This window comes from Actinomycetota bacterium (assembly GCA_030776625.1).
In the GTDB taxonomy this organism is placed as follows: Bacteria; Actinomycetota; CADDZG01; order CADDZG01; family WHSQ01; genus MB1-2.
In genome coordinates this window covers 542,919-562,327 of sequence record JALYHL010000001.1, presented here as the reverse complement: position 1 = coordinate 562,327, position 19,409 = coordinate 542,919, and the positions used below count along the sequence as shown (strand labels likewise).

The following is a 19,409-nucleotide window of genomic DNA, read 5'->3' as shown; positions in this document are numbered from 1 at the left end:
ATAGGACATGAGGCCCAGGCCTCGAGACCGCGGAGATCAAGTCAGACGTGACCTTCTTCACGAGCACCGGAATCATCAACGAACCGTGTTCCTGATCGGGCCCCTTCGTCCCGTCCGCCGGCGGCACCCGCGTGCGACCCGCGCCGCAGCGGGGATCGTGGTCGCGGCCACCGCGTTGTTGATGGTGGCCGCGGTTCCGGATCAAGCGTCCAGCAGCGTTGATCTGGGCACGCTCGCGCCGGGACGCGCCGTCTTCTTCGAAGGCGTCGCCGGTCCGACCGTCCACACGTTCAGGGTGACGGAACGAGCGTCCAGGCTCAGGGTGGGCTTCGACTGGCCCTACCGCGAGTCGCGCTACGAGGTCGAGCTCGTCGGTCCCGGTGGCGAACGTTTCGACTCTCAGGACTTCTCGTGGAGCGTCGAGCTGTTCGTGGACGACCCCGCGCCCGGGCAGTGGGCGCTCGAGGTCGGCCGCGGCGGCGAGCCGTACCGTGTCCGGGCGCGCACCGACACCGATCTGGCGCGATCGGCACACCACGGGCTGCTGGCGCCGAACCTGAGGGTGATCCCCCCGTGGGACTTCACGTTCCAGTCATATGCGGGGCGGTCGTGCCTGCCGGACGAGACGATAGAGCACGGCGCGAGGCACTGCCTGCGTCTCGCGCTGGGCTTCGAGAACGCGAGTCCGGGGCGGTTCCAGCTCGAGTTCTCCCCGCTCGAGGGTGTGGTGACGGAGGGCACGATGTACCAGCGTTTGTTCCTTGCCGACGGCTCCAGCAGGCTCCGCGAGGCCGGCCGCTTCGAGTACCACAAGACCCACGCCCACTACCATCACAAAGGCCTCGGAACGCTCGAGCTGTTCGCCGCTAGCGCACGCACGCAAACGCTCCGCAAGGTGAGCACCGGGCCCAAGATGGGCTTCTGCATGGGCGAGTACCGCCTCGCCGACTGGTGGCGGTTCTATCAGGAGCCCAAGGGTGACGATCAGAGCACGTGCAGCCACCTGCCGAACGGGGACCCACCGAGCGGACAGACGATGGGGCTTTCCGGTGGTTGGGGAGATATCTATGGTGCTCAACTGCCGGGCAACTACATCGAGTTCAGTGACGATGACGGCGAGCGGTTGCCAAACGGCCGCTACGTCGTCCTGATCACCAGCGATGCGCCCGACGACCTGCTCGAGACGCGCGAGGACGACAACATCGGCTACGCGTACATCGAGGTGGCGGGTGCGCGCGTCGAGGTGCTGGAGCGGGGGCGCGGCCGCGGGCCGTGGGACCCGCGCAGGACGGTCGTCGACGACTTCCACCACGACGTGCGCCGCCCGTGAGCAGTGGGGCGAGCAGGCCCGACATCGTCGTGTAGCAGCCTTGCTGCGGGGTCGTGGTGGCCGGTTCGGCCTCCAGGTTCCTCCAATGCTCAGAGGTGGGTCGGTGCCAAAGATGGTCACGGTCGTGCCGCAGGATTCCCGCTACGGTCGCCGAAGGATTCCGTCGGCGTTACGAGAGGGGAAAGGCGGATCCGCGACATGTGGATCATTCGAAAGCTCGGCGTGTCGATGACGCTCGCCATGCTCGCCCTTTCTGGGTTGTCCGGAGCGGAGGCCGGACCGACGTCGGGCGGCGTGGTCACAGGGCCGGTGGAGTACCTCGAGACGATCGCGCTGGAAGGCGGTGGTGCGGCCAGCGCCCGCATCGTCGGCGACTACCTGTACGTCGCCAACTATCACCACATCTCGATCTACGAGATCTCCGATCCGCTCGACCCCAAGCTGCAGAGCATGACCCCGATCGGCTTCAACCCGTTCTCGATGGAGGACATCGACACCAACGGCAAGATCCTGGTCTTCCCTCAGGAGTCACGCCGGATCCTTCACGTCTGGGACGTCAGTGACAAGACCAAGCCGGTTCCCCTCGCGCAGCTGCCCGAGGCGGGAGATCACATGCTCACTTGCGTCCTCGACTGCACGTGGGTCTACGGGTCCTCACCGCGCCACTCCATCGTGGACCTGCGCGATCCCGCCAATCCGAAGTTGGTCGGGCAGTGGAACGAGGGGCTCGACGCAACCGTCACCCACGACGTCACGGAAGTAGCCCCCGGCCGTGTCGTGACCGCGTCCGAGCCGAGCGTGTACTTCCTGGATGCCCGAAAGGATCCGGCGCGCCCGCGCCCGCTGGCCGTCGCTCCGGTGGCCCAGGAGCTTCCGCTCGACCGCCCCCGCGAGATCCTCAGCTCGACCCGCTGGCCGCGCGGCACCAAGGACAGGTTCCTGTTGATCGCGGGGGAGACGCCCGCCAGCGGCCCCTGCAACGAGAGGTCCGCGGCCTTCACCACCTGGGACGCCAGGCGCTGGAAGAGGACCCACAGCTTCACCCTGATCGACCAGTTCCGCATGAAGAACGGCACCTTCGCCGACGGCAACCCTCCCGCCAACGCGATCGGGTGTTCGTCGAGCTTCTTCGAAGAGCATCCGAGCTTCAAGGGCGGCGGTCTTGTCACGGTCGCCTGGTTCGAGCATGGAACTCGGTTCTTGAAGGTCGAGCCCAATGGGAAGCTCAGCGAGGTTGGGGCGTTCCTGCCTTACGGGGGGCTCACGCTGTCGTCCTTCTGGGTCGACGACAAGATCGTCTACGCGATCGACCAGAACAGAGGCATCGACATCCTCCGCTACACCGGCAAGCTCTAGTACAAGACCGCCAACGCGGCGCCACCTCCACCTCCTCGGGCGGGCACGCAACCAACGCCGTCCTATGAGCCCGGCCACCGATCCTCAGGCTGCGGCAACGGGGGGCCCATAAGGAACTGGTTCCCCCTCAAATGGGTGGCAGAAATACCGAACTGGTTCCCCCAAATGGGTGGCAGAAATACCCGATTTCTGGAAGGTGTTCCCACCTCGTTACGCGAAAGTGACCTCGTCGTTGCTCCCGGCGCCGAACATCCGCAATGGGACCTCGGTGGGAGGGCCTGCACGCTGCTCCGGAGGGTTCAATATGCAGCTTCTAGCTGACGAGGAGACCAAGCGCCTCCAGGCGCTCCGCTCGTATCAGGTGCTCGACTCGGAGACCGAGTCGTCCTTCGACCGGATCGCCCAGACGGCCGCGCGCATCTTCCGAACGCCGATGGCGTTCCTGTCGCTGGTCGACGAGAACCGGCAGTGGTTCAAGTCCTGCGTCGGATACGCCGCCGACGAAACCTCGCGCGACGTCTCGTTCTGTAGCCATGCGCTCTCCTCCGACGACGTGATGGTGATCCCGGACGCGGCCGCAGACTCGCGCTTCGCGGCGAACCCACTGGTCACGGGGGAACCGTTCATCCGCTTCTACGCGGGGGCGCCGCTGGTGACGCCGTCCGGCGAAAGGTTGGGGACGCTGTGCATCGTCGATAGGTCACCCCGCGATCCGCTCGACCCGCAGGCCCAGCGGATCCTGAAGGAGCTGGCGGATCTCGTGATGGATCTCCTCGAGGCGCGCAAGGCGGGGATAGAGAGGCAGGCTGCCCTAACCAAAGCGGACGACGCGAACCGACTGCTCGCCGCCGCGGTTGAGTCGAGTATCGACGCCATCTTGACGAAGGATCGCGAGGGCATCGTCACGAGCTGGAACCGGGCCGCGGAATCTCTCTACGGGTACTCCGCCGCCGAGATCGTGGGACGACCCGTCACGATGCTGGTACCCGAGGACCTCGCAGGCGAAGAGCGCAAGATCCTCGACCTGATCCTGCGCGGCGACAGTATCGACCACTACGAGACGCGGCGCGTCGGGAAGGGCGGTCGCATCCTCGACATCTCGCTCTCGGTTTCTCCGATCAGGTCGCAGCAGGGGGAGATCCTCGGCGCGGCATCGATCCAGCGGGACATCGGCCCCGAGAAGCGGATACGGCAGGCGTTGGAGAAGAGCGAGACGGCGTTGCGGGCTCAGACACAGGCGGCGGAGCGGGCGAACCTCGCGAAGAGCGAGTTCCTGTCGCGGATGAGCCATGAGCTTCGGACGCCGCTCAACGCGATCCTGGGTTTCGGCCAGCTGCTGGAGATGGACGATCTCACCGAGGACCAGGCCGAGAACGTGGCCGAGATGATCAGGGGCGGCAAGCATCTATTGGAGTTGATCAACGAGGTCCTGGACATCTCTCGCATCGAGACCGGGAGGCTGGCTCTGTCGCTCGAGCCGGTGCCGCTCGCATACGTGATCGATGAAGCAACGAGGCTCGTCCGCCCCCTCGCGGCGCAACGAGGGATCGCCCTGACTGTCGAGCTCCCGGACCCAGAGCTACACGTCATGGCCGATCAGCAGCGGTTGAAGCAGATCCTGATCAACCTTCTCTCGAACGCGATCAAGTACAACCGCGACAACGGCGCCGTGACTGTTTCTGCATCGCCGCGAGGCGATGGCCGGATCGGGGTATCCGTCGCCGACACGGGATCGGGAATCAGGCCGGACCTGGTCGAGGCGATCTTCACCCCGTTCGAGCGGTTGGGCGCCGAGGCGACCAGTATCGAGGGAACGGGGCTGGGCCTTGCGATTGGCCGCCGTTTGACCGAGGCCATGGGCGGCTCACTTGGGGTGGAGTCTGTGGTGGGCAGCGGCAGCACCTTCACTCTGGAGCTTCATGTGGGCCTGGATGCCGGTAGCGCCACTGTGTCGGAGCTTCCTGCACCGCAGCTTCAACCGGAGTGCGTGATCCTGTACGTGGAGGACAACGTCTCCAACCTGCGGCTGGTCGAGCGCATCATCGGTCGGGCCGAAAACCTGCGAGTGACCTCCTGCACCACGGGGTCAGAGGCGATCGATGTTGCGGCTCGTGAGCGCCCCCATCTCGTTCTCCTAGACCTCAACCTTCCAGACATGCCGGGCCACGAGGTGTTGCATCGGCTCCAGCTCGACCCGCTGACCGCGGATATCCCGGTCGTCGTGTTGAGCGCGGACGCAACACAAGGGCAGATAAGACGGCTGTTGCACTCGGGAGCGCGCGCTTACCTAACCAAGCCGTTCGACGTCGTCGCGTTCAACGAGGTCATCGAAGACTTGCTGACAGAGCAGGGGGCCGAGCGCGTCTTGGTCGAGGAGGCACGATGAAGATCGAGTTCGCGGAAGCCACGATCCTCATCGTGGACGATCAGCGTCAGAACGTGGTCCTCCTGGAGAAGTTGTTGCGCAGGGCGGGCTACCCGCACGTCCACAGCACGACCGATCCACGCGAGGCCGTCGAGCTCGCAGCTCAGACTCTTCCCGACCTGGTGCTGCTGGATCTTCACATGCCCCATCTCGATGGTTTCGAGGTGATGGAGAGACTCAGACCATTGATCCCGCCCGCCGACTATCTGCCGATCCTGGTGCTCACTGCAGACGCGACGGCCGCTGCCAAACAGCACGCCCTCAGCGTAGGTGCCAGCGATTTCCTCCCCAAGCCGTTCGATCACGTCGAGGTGCTTCTCCGGATGGAGAACCTGCTTCGGATCCGTTCGCTGCACCGTGAGGTCCTGCTTCAGAACGACGTGTTGGAAGAGAAGGTCCGCCACCGGACGTCCGAGCTGTGGACGGCGGTGCAGCGGCTGGAAGAGACCCAGGACGAGCTGCGGATCTCGCGCGAGGAGACGATCAACCGGCTCTCGACCGCGGCCGAGTACCGGGACGAGGAGACGGCCCTGCACGTGCAGCGGATGAGCCGGTACTGCGAGCTCCTCGCCGTCCGTCTGGGCGTCGATCCCGAGCGTGCGGATGTGATCAGGGTCGCGAGTCAGATGCACGACGTGGGGAAGATTGGGATACCGGACCGGATCCTTCTGAAGCCGGGACGGCTGACGCCGGAGGAATACCGGACGATGCGGGAACACGCGGTCATCGGTCATCGCATCCTGTCGGGCACGCGCTCTGAGCTGGGAGAGGCAGGCGCCTCGATCGCGTGGACGCATCACGAGAGGGTCGACGGCACGGGATACCCGCGGGGTTTGGTAGCGGACGAGATCCCGTTCGAGGGACGTGTCGCTGCGATCGCAGATGTGTTCGATGCGCTCACCAGCGACCGCGTGTATCGGAAAGCCTTTGGGTTGATGGAGGCCACCCGGATGCTGCGCGAGGGGCGGGGAACGCACTTCGACGCGGAGATGCTGGACGCGTTCTTCGATGTGCTGGACGACGTCTTGCGCGTCAAGGAAGCGCTCGATGAAAGCGATCCACGAACCCAGCAGCGATCGGCTGGATCGTTCCCGGGCACCTCCCGGACGAGAACCCGCCTCGCGCCGAGAGCCAAGACGGCGTAGCGACTCATGACCGGCTTTCCAGTGGAAGATGCCGTAGTCGTTGCCGAACTAGCGGTCCGAGCAGACCGATTCGGCCAGGGTGCCTCTTATGCCGGTGGCTAAGCGCAGCGTAGCCAAAGCGCGTAGGAACCTGGCGCTGACGGTTCTAGCGACCCTCATGGCCGGCTCCGCGCTGGTGGCGGTGGTGGTCCACGAGACGCCGCCGTCCGAACAGCCGCAGGACGCCTCCATCCAAGGCTTCGGCGCCGTCGTCAGCTCCCGGGTCGCCGATGACCTGCCCGCGCGGGACAACACCTCGCGGCTCGGGGGCGAACTGCGCCCCCTCGACGGCTCTTCCGCGTCAGCGCCCGTCGTCGCGGCGCCGGTGGACGGAGCCTTCGTTCAACGCCGTGTCATCGTCCGCTTCCGCCCAGACGCGTCAGAGCAGGCCCGCGCGGCCGCGCGAGCCGCGGTCGGTGCGCGGCTGCTCCGGAAGCTGCCGGTTCCCGACGCAGAGCTCCTTGGGCTCGGTCCCGGGATGGCCGTCGAACAGGCGCGCCGCACCCTGGCCGCGCATCCTGGCGTTGCGTACTCTGAGCCCGACTTCATCTACAGCGCCGGCGCTATCACTCCGAACGACCCGCGCTTCTCGAGCCTCTGGGGTCTGCAGAACGCCGGGAACACCGATCTCGACGCACCCGAATCCTGGGGCGTCAGCACCGGCTCACGGGACGTCACAGTCGCCATCGTCGACACGGGCGTCGCCTACGACCATCCGGATCTCGCCGCCAACATCTGGGGCAACCCGGGAGAATCCGGCGGGGGCCGGGAGGCCAACGGTGTAGACGACGACGCCAACGGCTACGTGGACGATGTCCGGGGTTGGGACTGGGTGCAGCGCGACAACGACCCGCGCGACCTGCACGGTCACGGCACCCATGTCGCGGGAACTGTCGGAGCTGTTGGCAACAACGGTGTGGGCATCACGGGCGTCGCCTGGAACGCGGGTCTGGTCCCCCTGCGCGTGTTGGACGCGAACGGGTCGGGCACGAGCTCGAGCATCGCGTCGGCCTTCTCCTACGCCGGCGCGATGGGTATCGACGTGGTCAACGCCAGCCTCGGCGGTCCGTCGTTCTCTAGATCTGTGGTCGACGCGATCGAGCGCTGGCCGGACACGTTGTTCGTCGTGGCCGCAGGCAACGAGTCCGTCGACAACGATCAGGTCGCGTCATATCCGTGCAACTACGCCTCCGCGAACATCATCTGCGTCGCATCGGTGACTCAAGGTGATGCTCTTTCCAGCTTCTCGAACTACGGCGCGACGAGTGTGGACATCGGTGCGCCGGGGTCGGGGATCCTGAGCACCGTCCCCAGCCAGGCCGTTTCCTTCACCGATGGCTTCGAGAGCGGCTTCGGCGAGCGTTGGGCACCGGAGCCCGCGTGGACGCTCCGTAGTGACAGCTACGGCAGCTATCTCAGCGATAGTCCCGACGGTCCCTACGCTGCTGCGAGCAACGCCTCCGTCCGCAGCCTTGTCGGCGCCGACCTCGCGGGCGCGGCGGGGTGCTCTCTGCGCTATGCGCTGAGGCTGGAGGTGGAGGCGAATGACGATCTGCTCGTCGCAGAGGCGTCTACGGACGGAAGCACGTGGAGCAGTCTGGGCTCGTGGTCGGGGTCGAGCGGGGGTCGGTGGGCCGACGTCTCCGCAGACATGTCGGGCTTCGACTCGCGCAGCGGGGTCTTTCTCCGGTTCCGGCTGAAGGCCGATGGCGATGAGCTGGTGGGAGACGGCGCAGATGTCGACGACGTGCAGATCGTTTGCACCGACACCAGCTACTCAGGAAGCGAGCTAGCGACCTTCTCGGGGACCTCGATGGCCACACCACACGTGGCTGGGGCGGCCGCCGTCTTGAACACGGCGAGCCCGGCACTGGGCGCGGGCGCTGTGAAGTCTGCGCTGCTGGACGGCAGCCTCGACATCCCCGCTCTGGCCGGTCGGTCGGTGACGGGCGGCCGACTCAACCTCTTGCGCTCGCTTCAGCAGATCGGGAGCGTCCCGGTCGAATCAGCACCTCCCGTCGCCGCGAACCCGACCCCCGCGCCGTCATTGACACAGAGCCAGCAACTAGAGCCGACGCCGACCCCGCTGCGGACGCCGGCCACAACCGCACCCACGGCGACGCCCGAAGCGCCGGCACCGGCTCCCACTCCGGTGTCTCCCACGCCCACGCCCAGTCCCAGTCCCAGCGGCAGCACACCTCCCGCGGTGAGGTCTCTCGATCTCACCGTCGCCAGACACCTGATCGCGAGTGGCGTCGTGACCTCGGATATCGAGGCTTGTCGCTCGGGGATCCCCGTGGTCCTGAAGCACGAGGGGAGGCGCGTGGGCTTGGCTCGAACGGACGAGGCGGGGATCTTCAAGGTCCGCCTGAAGGACCGCGTCGGTCGCTATGCGGCCGTTGCGGCGAGCAGGTCTGGCTGCCCTCGTGCGGCGGACGTTGCCCGCCACCGGCACCGGTCCACGACAACGGCCGGTGGAGAGGGGTCGGTTGCTGCATCGGGTGCGGAGTCGTGTTGGACCTACAAGGCATCGGAATCCGCGTTTGCCGACGCGACGAACAGGGCGCGTTCGGAAGCGGGGGCCGCGCCTCTGAAGTTGGACCCGGAGCTCTCGAAGGTCGCGCGCATACATACGAGGGAGATGGTGGCCACGGGGTCGCTCGTCCACTCGACGCCCGACGATCTCCGCGCCCGCGTCACGCGATGGTCTGCGCTCGGCGAGAACATCGCGGTGGGTCAGAATGTCGATGCTCTTCAACGAGCCTTCATGAGCTCGTCTGCGCACAGAGGCAACATCTTGTCGCGGCAGTTCGCTCACGTGGGTGTGGGCGCGATCCTCCGGGACGGCCGGTTGTGGGTGACGGTGATCTTCGAGGGTCGAGACGACCCGGGCACGACGCTGCGGATGCCTCGCTGCTGAGCGGTGCCTTTCACTATGGCGTGAGGACGACCTTCATCGCCTCGCGCGCCTTGAACATTGCGTAACCCTCTTCGGCCTGCTCCAGAGGGAGCCGGTGCGTGATCGCTTTCTTGGGATCGAGATCACCCTTCGCCACGCTCAGCAGCGCGTCGTCCCAGTGCGCGTGGACGTTGGCCATACCCGAGAACCTGAGGTCGATGCCGCGGACCCACGCGACGCCCATCGGCAGCTCGTAGCGTTCGGACCCATACACCCCCACCACGCTCACGCGGCCCCCGTCGCGCACGCACTTCATCGCGGATTTCACCGCGCCGACGGAGCCCACCGCATCTATCGCGATGTCGGCCATGTCGCCCGACGTCGCGGCGGCGACCTCCGCCTGAGCGTCGGTCGTGGAGACGTCGACCGCCTCCAACCCCATCTGGTCTCGGGCGAAGGCCGCGCGCGCGGGGTCTTGGTCCAACACGAGCACCTTCGATGGAGAGAAGCGGCGCGCTGCGGCCGCACAGAACAGACCCACCGGCCCGGCGCCTATGACCACCACGACGTCATCGCGCTTGATCTCGCTCAGCGCTGCGGCATAGAAGCCCGTTGCGAGGATGTCGCCGCCGAACAACGCCTCCTCGTCGTCCAGCCCCGACAGTCCTCCGGCCAGGACGCGCAGGTTGAGATCGGCGTTCGGCACCCGCACGTACTCCGCCTGCGCGCCGTCGAGATCGCCCGTTAACGTTCCTAGCCCCAGAGCGCGCCGGCTGGTGCAGAAGTTGAACCGGCGCGCCGTGCAGTGCCTGCAGGCGCCGCAAGCGATCAAGAACGACCCCAGCACGCGCGTGTCTTCGTGATGTCTGATCACGTCGCGCCCGAGCTCGGCCACGCGGCCGATGAACTCGTGCCCGATGACGCCTCCGGGGCGCATCCCCGGCGTCTTTCCGTCCAGCAGGTGAAGGTCGGAGCCACAGATCGCCGTTTTTCGGACCTCGACGATGGCGTCGCCGGTGTCTTCGATCGTGGGTTCGGGAACGTCGTCGACGCGAACGGTTCCGTCGCCGACGTAGACCACCGCTCTCACCGGGCGAGTAGCTCCGGCGCGCGCGAGGCCGAGAGACGCTTGGAATAGAACGTCTGGTTGCAGGGGTTCTTGCCAACCTGCCCCATGTCGTGCGAGTGGGGGCGAGAAAGGTCGCGATCACGGGACATGAGGCCGCTTATCTTGACGGGAACCGGGCAAAAAGGAAAAGGGATGACTTCTAGTGACATCGTCACCATGTACTCCACCACCTGGTGCGGGTACTGCCGGCGTCTGAAGCGGCAGATGGATGAGGCGGGCATCGCCTACCGTGAGATCGATCTCGACCTCAACGATTCGTATGACGACCGGATCATCGAGAAGACCGGCGGGTATCGCACCGTTCCGACGCTGGAGGTCGGGGGCGAGCTCCTGGTGAACCCCACGATCCGACAGGTCCAGGCGGCGCTTGGCTCTGCCGCCCGGATTTAAGCACTATAATCACGTGCATATATGAGTAACTTCCGCGATCTGCTGCGTCAGGCGAAAGCCGACGTGGGCGAGGTCTCCCCAGAGCAGATCAAGCAGAGGCTGGATCAGCGCGACCGGTTCCACCTCCTGGACGTGCGGGAGCAGGACGAGGTGGCGAACGGGACGATCCCGGGGGCCGCGCACCTGTCCCGAGCCCACTTCGAAAGCAGGATCGAAGACGTCATCCCCGACAAGGACGCGGAGGTGGTCGTCTACTGCGCCGGTGGGGTCCGCAGCGCCTTCTCCGCAAAGATGATGAAGGAGCTCGGCTACACCAACGTCACCAGCATGGCCGGTGGCTTCTCGCGCTGGAAGGACCTCGGCTTCGACTTCACCGTCCCCAAGGTGCTGAACCACGATCAGCGGGATCGCTACTCGCGGCACCTGATCCTCCCGGAGGTGGGCGAGAAGGGGCAGCTTGCGCTGCTGAACTCCAAGGTGCTGGCGATCGGCGCCGGCGGGCTCGGGTCTCCCGCGCTGCTTTACCTCGCGGCCGCGGGCGTCGGCACCATCGGCATCGTCGACTCCGACGTCGTCGAGGCCAGCAACCTGCAGCGGCAGGTGATCCACAACACCGAGCGCATCGGCATGCTGAAGGCAGAATCTGCGAAAGAGGAGATCAACGCGCTGAACCCAGACATCGACGTCGTCGTGCATCCGTTCAGGATCGACGCCTCGAACGCGCAGGATCTCCTGTCTCAGTACGACGTAATCGTTGATGGTTGTGACAACTTCGAAACCCGCTACGCGGTGAACGATGCGGCGGTGGCTCTCCGCAAGCCCGTCGTCCACGGCTCGATCTTCCGCTTCGAGGGGATGGCTTCGACCTTCGTGCCCTACGAAGGACCTTGCTACCGCTGCCTCTACCCCGAGGCTCCGCCACCAGAGCTGGCCCCTACCTGAAGTGAGGCAGGCGTCCTGGGCGTGCTCCCGGGCATCGTGGGTTCTCTCCAAGCTAATGAGGCATTGAAGCTGGTCGTGGGCTACGGCCAGCCGCTGGTCGGTCGGCTTCTGACGTTCGACGCGCAGACGACGAGGTTCGCCGAAGTGAAGGTGCGGCGCGACCCCAGCTGCCCGACCTGCGGCGAGGCCGCGGCTCGCCCGGTCCGGACGCTACAGGAGGCAGGAACCGCTAGCTCCTGAGCGAACCTGTAGCCAGGACTCGGTGCTCTCGGGAAGGGGTCGTTCGTGCGACGCGCTCTGGTGTGTGTGATGGCCTTGTTTGGCCTGACCGCGCAGCTGGTACCGGCGGCGGCGCAGACGGTAGAGCCGATCCGCGTTGTCCTCAATGCGGAAGGGCCGCGGTCTTCGGCTCGTTCCGCCGGACCCGGCGACGCGACCGTGGTTGCCGTGATCGACTTCACCTTCGCCCCTTATCACTGGGACTACGTCGCCTCGAAGATGCCGCAGGCGACCGACGGCGATCGCTCGAACGACCTCCCGCTCGACAAGGCCCCGGACAAGTGGCTGCCCGGCTTCCCCGACACGTCCGAGTTCACCTCCTACAAAGCTCTCGACCTCAGCCTGGAGGAGAAGAACCAGACCGCGGTGATCGAGGCGCTCGACAAGAAGGACAAGAAGGTTTGGGAGGGTGTCAAGAAGAGCGAAGGAAAGAAGCTCCACTATTACTGGATGCCCGACACGAAGGTGATCGGCGCCATCGACTTCGGCGGCAACAAGATCCACGGGCCCTCACGGTCGCACGGCACCGGCACCTCGAGCGTGTCGGTCGGCAACATCCACGGGACCTGCCCGAGCTGCCTGATGGTCTTCCTCGACATCGCGGATCAAAAGAGCGGGGAGGCCGCGCTTTCCTGGGCGATGAAGCAACCGTGGATCGACGCGATCACCAACTCCTACGGGTTCAGCCTCACGCCGGTTACCCGCGACCGCCTCTACAGCGGCTCGAACGTGAAGCTCCAGAAGCAGGCGAGCGAGCGCGGCCAGACCATCTTCTTCTCGGCAGGCAACGGCCAAGAGAACGCCTTCTTGATCCCGAACACGACGTTGTTCTCATCGCAGGAGGGGCCGGACTGGATCGTGACCGTCGGCGCCGTCAGTCCCGGTGCCCACGCGTCCTATACGGGTCATGGGAAGCCGGCGGATATCGCGAGCCTCGGGAGTCGCTATCCCGCGGCCTACGGCTCGCCGTTCGTCGGCGGCACTGGCTCAGGCGGTTTCGGCGGAACGTCCAACGCAACGCCGGTGATCGCCGGCACCTACGCAAACGCTCTGTATCAAGCGCGACAGGACATGGCAGGCCCGAGCCGGTTGCAGAGCGGCGGCCTCATCTCACGCGGCCGGTTCGACTGCGGCGGCATCCGGCGCGAGTGTGAGCTGGGTGACGGCAAGCTGACCGCGGAGGAGCTCCGTCAGCGCCTGTTCGAGGGCGCCGAGCACACGAACCCCGGCATGACACCGGCAGGTGTCGGAGCGCTGCCCCCCATCGGCGAGGACGAGTACCTGAACGAGGGCCACGGCAGTTACTTCGCCCGAGAGAGCGGCGAGGACGCAGCGCGCATCGCGGAGTTCCGGAGTCGCCTCTACGGCCCCCTGACGGGCTTCTCCTCGGCGCCCAAGCGCCCGAAGGACGAGCGCGAGTGGATGATCGTCGACTCGTTCTGCCGGCAGCACCTGTGGGGCTCGTGGAGCGACGGCTATTACGTCGAGGGCAAGACGAAGCTTCCGGGAAGGGACCTAGATCACCCGCTGCGCTCCGCCATAGAAACAACCTGCCCCACGCTGCGCCCCCTCCCCTAGCTCGCACCGCGGCGGCCGGCGCGGTCGGTTCATGATTGGGGGGTGAAGGTGGCGGTGCTTGCGGACACGCACACGAGGGGGATGAGCCGGACCGTCCCGATGGGCGCGTGGCCGTATCTCGAGAGCGCGGATCACATCCTGCACGCGGGCGATGTCGTCGACCCGGCCCTCTTGCACGAGCTCGCGGCCCTCGCTCCTGTGACCGTCGTGATGGGCAACTGCGACGGGATGGACGTGCGCGAGTGGGGCGCGACCGAGACCGCGGAGATCACTCTGGGCGGCGTCCGGATCGGCATGGTGCACGACTCCGGCCAGAGATCACGACGCCACCAGCGCATGAGGGACCTCTTCCCCCACGCGCGCGTCGTCGTCTTCGGCCACTCTCACATCCCCTGGAACGAGGACCGGGACGGCCTCCTCGTGTTCAACCCCGGTAGTCCGACGTGGAAGCGCCAGGCGCCGTTCACCTCGATGGGTCTGCTCTGGATCGAAGACGGCAACGTTGAGGGCGAGATCTTCCCGGTCTAGGGGCGGCAGGAATCCCGCGCGGATGCGCAGAAACCTGCCATATCCGACATCCGATCCCGGGGGACGAACGTGCGTAGCTTCGCCCGCGCTGTGGCCGCAGTGGCGACAACCCTTTGCGTTCTGCTCGCGCTTTTACCTCCCGTGGCCGCGCAGACCGAAGAGGAAGAGCCTAGGGATCACGCGACTTCGGTCCTCGCGGGTGTGGGCCACGTAGACGCCAGCTGGCACGTGGGAGCGTCCGCCGGCCAGTACGCGACCACCTCCGTTCCCATCACGCACGAGGGCGGCGACCCGCATACGCACTCGACCCGCCGCGCCCCCTCCTACGGCGTGCAATCGCGGCTCGACGTAAGGGCTCTACTGGTCGCCGGCAAGGATGCCGAGGGAAACTCGACCAGGGTCGCATTCGTCAAGAACGACCTGTACATCCCACAGGACCTTTTAAACCAGCGCGTCGGGCAGATCCTGAAGGAGCATGACGCGGCCGTCGGCGCAGGCCTCGTCTCAGGAGAACCGACGGGGATCGACCACTCGAACCTCGTGATCGCCGTCTCGCACAACCACTCGTCTCCTTATTACTCGTCGCCTTCGTGGGGGCTATGGGCCTTCCAGGACGTCATGGACCTGCGCTTCTTCGAGTACATGGCTCAGAAGATGGCGGAGTCGGTGATCGAGGCCGCCGGCTCGCTGGTGCCGGTACGGATGGGCGCGGCCACTGTGTACTGGGATGCAACGCGGAAACATTCCTTCGGCCCAGCCATCGCGGACGACCGCACGCCCGCGGGATATCCGCGGCTCGATAACGACCAGTCCATTTCGGTTCTGCGCTTCGATGACATCTCCGATCCGAACCACCCTCGGCCACTCGCCAACTACACGACCTTTGGACAGCACCCGGAGTTCCTCGAAGGTAACAACCTCATCACCGGCGAGTGGATTGCGCCGTTCCAGCGATTCACCGACGCAGAGACGGGCGCGTTGAACCTGTTCGCCCAGAACAACACGGGGACCTCGGAGTCCGACGCTCGGTGCCAGACCCACCCCTGCTCAGAACGGGCCGAGTTCGATCATCGCGAGTACGCGCAAGCGGAGCGGGGTGCGCGCCGCATGGCGGACACGTTCGTCGCCGCGTGGCATGCGATCGGAGCGGCCACGGCACCGACCGCTCCTGAGATCTTGATACCCAGCCTCGGCAACGCGGGCCCGGGCGAGGTGCAGGTCGTGCCGTTCTCGAGCGACTTCGTCGTCGACGTGAACGACAAGCAATTCGCGCCGCCGTACTCGCATCCGTACCCGTCGGTCTCCAACTGCCGGACGGACGAAGCCGCGCATGGTCGGCCAGGCGTCCCCGTGGTGGGACTCCCGGACTGCGAACGGCCGTCGCGAGACCGGTTCTTCGAGGAGTTCCCGTACGACCCAGGGACCACCTATGAGGAGCTGAAGCGGGCCGGCGTTCCCATACCTGCTAACTACGGTGCTCCGGGCTACACCGGCCTGGAGGAAACCTTCCAGATCCACCTGCAGGCGGTCCGGCTCGGCGAGGTTCTGTTGACGATCTGTCCCTGTGAGCAGTGGGCGGATCAGTCGCGCAACATCAAGACGCGCGCCGACAAGGTTCACGGAAACATGTGGATCGGGTTCAACTGGAGCTGTGAGGCGGTGAATCCTCCCGACGGCACCTGGGACCCCGAGACCGGTAAAGGCGATCCGGATGCGGAACCCGAGAGGCCGACGTGGCTGTGCTCGGATCCCGGCCGGAACAACTTCGATCGGGCTGACGGTGCCAAGATCCCGGTCACCGACTTTAGGTACCACCGGATGCGGGCGCAGGTGAACAACGACGCGAGCGGGTGGGACGCGGGCTTCGAGAGGTGTCCCGGGCTAGTCACCGGAGCGAACCAAGAAGGGCTCAACAACGAGGGTGTCTGTCCGTTGGCCGCGGAGTCCGAGCCCGTCAGCACCCACAAGATCAAGGGGAACTTCACGCAGAGTCCCTTCATCCCGCCGGAGTGGCAGGGCGCGCCCTTCCCCGCGGAGCTCGACACAGAGCGTGGTTACTCGCTCGTCGTACCGGTCTCCATGGCGAACGACTACTGGGGCTACATCGCGTCCTACAGGGAGTACCAGCGCGGCGACCATTATCGCAAGGCGCTGACGGGGATGGGACAGCACTCGTCGGACTTCCTCGCCACGAGGCTGGTCACGATGGGCGGGCACCTAAAGGATCCGGCGGGGTTTCCGGACTACCCATACAACGCGCTAGACCTGGCGTACATGGCCGATGGAGCCCACCAAGAGGCTCGCGCCGCGGCTCTCGGTCACGCGGCGCAGGCATACCTCGACGCGTACGAGAGCCAGCTGCCGACCGACGGCGGGACGCCAGCGCCGGTCGTGCAGCCGAAAAGCATCCAGCGTTTCGATGTCGCCACCTTCGAGTGGGTCGGCGGGAACAACTACGTCGACAACCCGACCGTCGTCGTACAGCGCTGCGTCCGGGCACCGTGCGAGGACGACGACGACTGGGTAGACGCGTTCGGCCAGTCGGGCGAGGTCCAGACGACCATCGACTTCCCAGAGCCCGAGGACCTGCCGCTGTATCGCGTAGGGCAGTTCCAGTGGCGCTGGACCGCTTACTTCGAGGCATTCGACTCGGATATCGACACGGCGACCGGAGCCGACGCAAAGTGTCCCGCCACCTATGACTTCCCCACGGGCTGGACCCCGCGCTGCAGTCAGGTGCCGGACGGGATCTACCGCTTCCTGGTCCGAGGACACCACCGCACCGGCCCCGTCGAGCCCGACGCTCCTGCTTCGGCGGCGACCGAGCCCTACCTCGTGACTTCGGATCCCTTCGAGGTCACGCCGTGGGAGGGAATCACCGTGAACGACCTGGCGATGGATGGAGGATCTCTGACGTTCCAGGTCGGGCCGCGGGAGTCCCGGGAGTACTGCCCGGAGTACCCGAGATGCGGCGAGGACAAGGCCCCCAAGAAGACGATCACCCTCGGCCCGATCGCTTACCCGGATACGTGGCCGGCGACGAAGCTCCCGGAGCGTCCGGAGACCGGAGCTAAGACTTTCCCGCGCGTTCATCGCACTTACATCAACTGCGAGAACTACGGGTACGACGAGACCACGAGCGACGGTCGCAAGATCAACCGGTGCGAGACGTGGAACGAGGAACCGAAGGACTACACCTACTGCTTCTCGTGCACGTTCAGACCGTGGATCTCGGTGGGACAGGTCGACACCGCGACGGTCACGATCCTCAATGACGACGGCGCTTCGCGGACCGAGCCTGCGAGCTGTGACATCGAGGGCAACTGCACGTGGCCAGGCACCCTCTATATAGACGAGGTCGCGTACGTGGACCGCGGAGGCATCGTCGACACCTTCGGCGAGATCAACGGTTCGCGCAGCGCCGAGGTGCGTGGGACGGAGCCCCGTCCGGTACAGCCCGCGCCGCCGGTGGAACCGGGTCCCCCTACTGATCCTGGCAACGGTGGCGATCCTGGCGACCCCGGGAACGGTGAACCCGGCGGTGGCGGCGGGCCCGGCAACGGTGGTGGCAACACTCCGACGCCGCAGCAGACGCAGACCTCCGCAGGCCCTCGCGCGACCGAGGCCCGGTTTACAGACCGCTCTTCCGAGTCCGGGCAGTACTCAGACGACGCGTTGTTCGAGGCGCAAGTCACGACGGACGATGGCGCTCCGGTTCCCGGGGGCGACGTCACCTTCGAGCTTCGCGGCAGTCACGGCGTCCGCTCGTTCACCGCGGTCACGGACGCTTCCGGCGTCGCCGCCACCCGTGTCTCCTTGGTGGATCTTCCCGGTGCTTACGCGCTCACCGCTCGTTTCGAGCCGACCGCCGCTTTGGAGGGATCCGCCGACCTCACGAACTTCGTGGTGGAAAAGGAGCGAGCGAGGCTGTCGCTGGATGTCGCCCGGCGGTACGTATCGGCGACTCTGGCGGACCGCGATGCCGCTGGAGGCCCGGTCTTCGACCAGACGGTCCGTTTCTTCGCCGATCGACGGCGCGTCGATAGCGACAAGACCAACCGGCGCGGCGTCGCGGTGGGGCGGCTTCCCAGGCGGTTCTGGACGGGCCGACATTCGTTCCGCGCGCGGTTCCGCGGCAACGACTTCTATCTCCCGGCGCGCGCTCGGCGTCGTTAGGAGGCCGGCCCCTCTTCCGAGAGCATCCTTTCTATCCAGAGGAAGGGGTCTTTGATCTCCGGCAACGTCGGGAGGTTGTCGGGCGCCGCCCACACGATGTTCAGCGCGGAGATCCCCTTCAGCTGAACGACGGCGGCGCAGAAGGTCTTGCCGCTGGTCTCGAGCGACCGGTCCCGCTCGATGCCAAGGACGCTCGCGAGCATCGCTTTGCCCTCGCTCGGAGAGGCTCGATGGCGCGCCATCCCCTCATCGATCCGGGTGGTGTCCCCCAGGAGCTGCGACGACACGGCGGCTGCCGCATGCTCGGCGTAGCCGTCGTAGACGGCGAGGAAACTCTTCAGGTCCGCAAGCGCCCGCTGGTATCGCTCCGTCTGAGCGACGGGGAACATCTGATCCAGTCCCGCTCCGGCGGTGAGTGCCTCGGGTCCGCCGGACTGCAGATCGATGAGCCTTCGCTCGAGGTCGCTCGTGTCTATCTCGATCGCGTCCACCAGCGCGAGCAACAAGCTGCGGAAGTAGCGATTCACCCATGGAGTCGCGGTCAGCACGATCTGGCGCGCCGCTTCGTGCAGAGCCAGCCAGCGAGCAAAAGCCTCGGCACCGAAGTCGTACTCATCGACCAACCTGTCGAGGTTGGGTGTGACAAAGAACAAAGCGCCGTCGTCTTCGAACGGGATCGGAGGATCGTGCCGAGCCACCACGTCGTTCGCGAGGTGCCCGATCACGGTGCCGATCTGGATGCCGAGGAGCAGGGGAGCGATCTGCCCCATCATCTGCTCCATCGGTCCCAGCGGCGACTCGCGTGACTCACCCGCGACGCCCGACAACTCGGAGGTGAAGCGACTCGCGACGCTCTCGAGCAGCCATCGCCATCCGTCGAGGGCCGCGAGCACCCAGGTCGCGCGCCCGATCGTCTTGGTCGCTACCGGCTCGTCGAGCGTGAGCCTCGTGTATCCGGTCAGCAGCAGCTCCGCTTCGCGCACGGCGTCGGAGAACCTGCGGGCAGCATCAGGCGACGGGGCCGGGTCGGCCGTTTGCGTCGCGATCGTCCCCGCGATCTGTCGTGCGATCTCGAAGTTCACGGGGCCTTGGCCGGAGGCGAGGATCCTTTGCAGCTCCCGGAAGAGCGGGATGTCGCCGAACGGTTGGCTCATGTCTCTATCGTCGCACCCCCTTTGTGACTGCGGATACTC

Annotated in this window: 12 protein-coding genes; 10 read left to right on the top strand and 2 right to left on the bottom strand. The window is 66.1% G+C overall.

The window, feature by feature from the left end:
- The first annotated feature begins 85 nt into the window (after nt 1-85).
- The 5 genes from M3N53_02710 to M3N53_02690 all read left to right on the top strand — a co-directional run bounded on the left by M3N53_02710 (nt 86) and on the right by M3N53_02690 (nt 9,215).
- Nucleotides 86-1,330, top strand: a complete 1,245-nt coding sequence (locus M3N53_02710) for a hypothetical protein (protein ID MDP9067245.1) — start codon at nt 86-88, stop codon at nt 1,328-1,330.
- A 198-nt stretch (nt 1,331-1,528) separates the two neighbouring features.
- Nucleotides 1,529-2,686: a hypothetical protein gene (locus tag M3N53_02705; protein MDP9067244.1), complete on the top strand. Its 1,158-nt coding sequence runs from the start codon at nt 1,529-1,531 to the stop codon at nt 2,684-2,686.
- Between the two features lie 304 nt (nt 2,687-2,990).
- Complete coding sequence (locus M3N53_02700; protein MDP9067243.1) at nt 2,991-5,072, top strand: PAS domain S-box protein; 2,082 nt, start codon at nt 2,991-2,993, stop codon at nt 5,070-5,072.
- Nucleotides 5,069-6,256, top strand: a complete 1,188-nt coding sequence (locus tag M3N53_02695; GenBank protein ID MDP9067242.1) for a response regulator — start codon at nt 5,069-5,071, stop codon at nt 6,254-6,256. The genes M3N53_02700 and M3N53_02695 overlap by 4 nt, the downstream gene beginning before the upstream one ends.
- A gap of 94 nt (nt 6,257-6,350) precedes the next feature.
- Nucleotides 6,351-9,215, top strand: coding sequence for a S8 family serine peptidase (locus M3N53_02690; protein MDP9067241.1), 2,865 nt, complete (start codon nt 6,351-6,353; stop codon nt 9,213-9,215).
- 13 nt (nt 9,216-9,228) lie between these two features.
- Here M3N53_02690 and M3N53_02685 read toward each other — a convergent pair whose 3' ends face one another.
- A complete protein-coding gene (locus M3N53_02685) occupies nt 9,229-10,284 on the bottom strand; it encodes an alcohol dehydrogenase catalytic domain-containing protein (GenBank protein ID MDP9067240.1) in 1,056 nt (351 codons plus the stop codon).
- Between the two features lie 171 nt (nt 10,285-10,455).
- On the opposite strand from M3N53_02685, the gene M3N53_02680 reads away from it, so the two are divergent.
- The 5 genes from M3N53_02680 (at nt 10,456) to M3N53_02660 (ending at nt 18,216) form a co-directional block, all read left to right on the top strand.
- Complete coding sequence (locus M3N53_02680; protein MDP9067239.1) at nt 10,456-10,713, top strand: glutaredoxin family protein; 258 nt, start codon at nt 10,456-10,458, stop codon at nt 10,711-10,713.
- Nucleotides 10,714-10,734: 21 nt separating this feature from the next.
- Nucleotides 10,735-11,895 carry a molybdopterin-synthase adenylyltransferase MoeB gene (gene moeB, locus M3N53_02675; protein MDP9067238.1) on the top strand — a complete coding sequence of 387 codons (1,161 nt, stop codon included), beginning with the start codon at nt 10,735-10,737 and terminating at the stop codon, nt 11,893-11,895.
- A gap of 45 nt (nt 11,896-11,940) precedes the next feature.
- Entirely contained in the window at nt 11,941-13,512 is a 1,572-nt protein-coding gene (locus tag M3N53_02670; protein ID MDP9067237.1) for a S8/S53 family peptidase, read from the top strand.
- Nucleotides 13,513-13,554: 42 nt separating this feature from the next.
- Entirely contained in the window at nt 13,555-14,040 is a 486-nt protein-coding gene (locus tag M3N53_02665; GenBank protein MDP9067236.1) for a metallophosphatase family protein, read from the top strand.
- A 90-nt stretch (nt 14,041-14,130) separates the two neighbouring features.
- Complete coding sequence (locus M3N53_02660; GenBank protein MDP9067235.1) at nt 14,131-18,216, top strand: hypothetical protein; 4,086 nt, start codon at nt 14,131-14,133, stop codon at nt 18,214-18,216.
- On the opposite strand, the gene M3N53_02655 is transcribed toward M3N53_02660, so the two are convergent.
- A complete protein-coding gene (locus M3N53_02655) occupies nt 18,213-19,370 on the bottom strand; it encodes a zinc-dependent metalloprotease (GenBank protein MDP9067234.1) in 1,158 nt (385 codons plus the stop codon). The genes M3N53_02660 and M3N53_02655 overlap by 4 nt on opposite strands.
- Between the last annotated feature and the right edge of the window lie 39 nt (nt 19,371-19,409).

What these genes read in the sequence shown, in the direction of transcription:
- M3N53_02680 (MDP9067239.1), top strand. Translation starts at nt 10,456, where the DNA reads ATGACTTCTAGTGACATCGTCACCATGTACTCCACCACCTGGTGCGGG.
- M3N53_02655 (MDP9067234.1), bottom strand. Translation starts at nt 19,370, where the DNA reads ATGAGCCAACCGTTCGGCGACATCCCGCTCTTCCGGGAGCTGCAAAGG.
- M3N53_02695 (MDP9067242.1), top strand. Translation starts at nt 5,069, where the DNA reads ATGAAGATCGAGTTCGCGGAAGCCACGATCCTCATCGTGGACGATCAG.
- M3N53_02700 (MDP9067243.1), top strand. Translation starts at nt 2,991, where the DNA reads ATGCAGCTTCTAGCTGACGAGGAGACCAAGCGCCTCCAGGCGCTCCGC.
- M3N53_02705 (MDP9067244.1), top strand. Translation starts at nt 1,529, where the DNA reads ATGTGGATCATTCGAAAGCTCGGCGTGTCGATGACGCTCGCCATGCTC.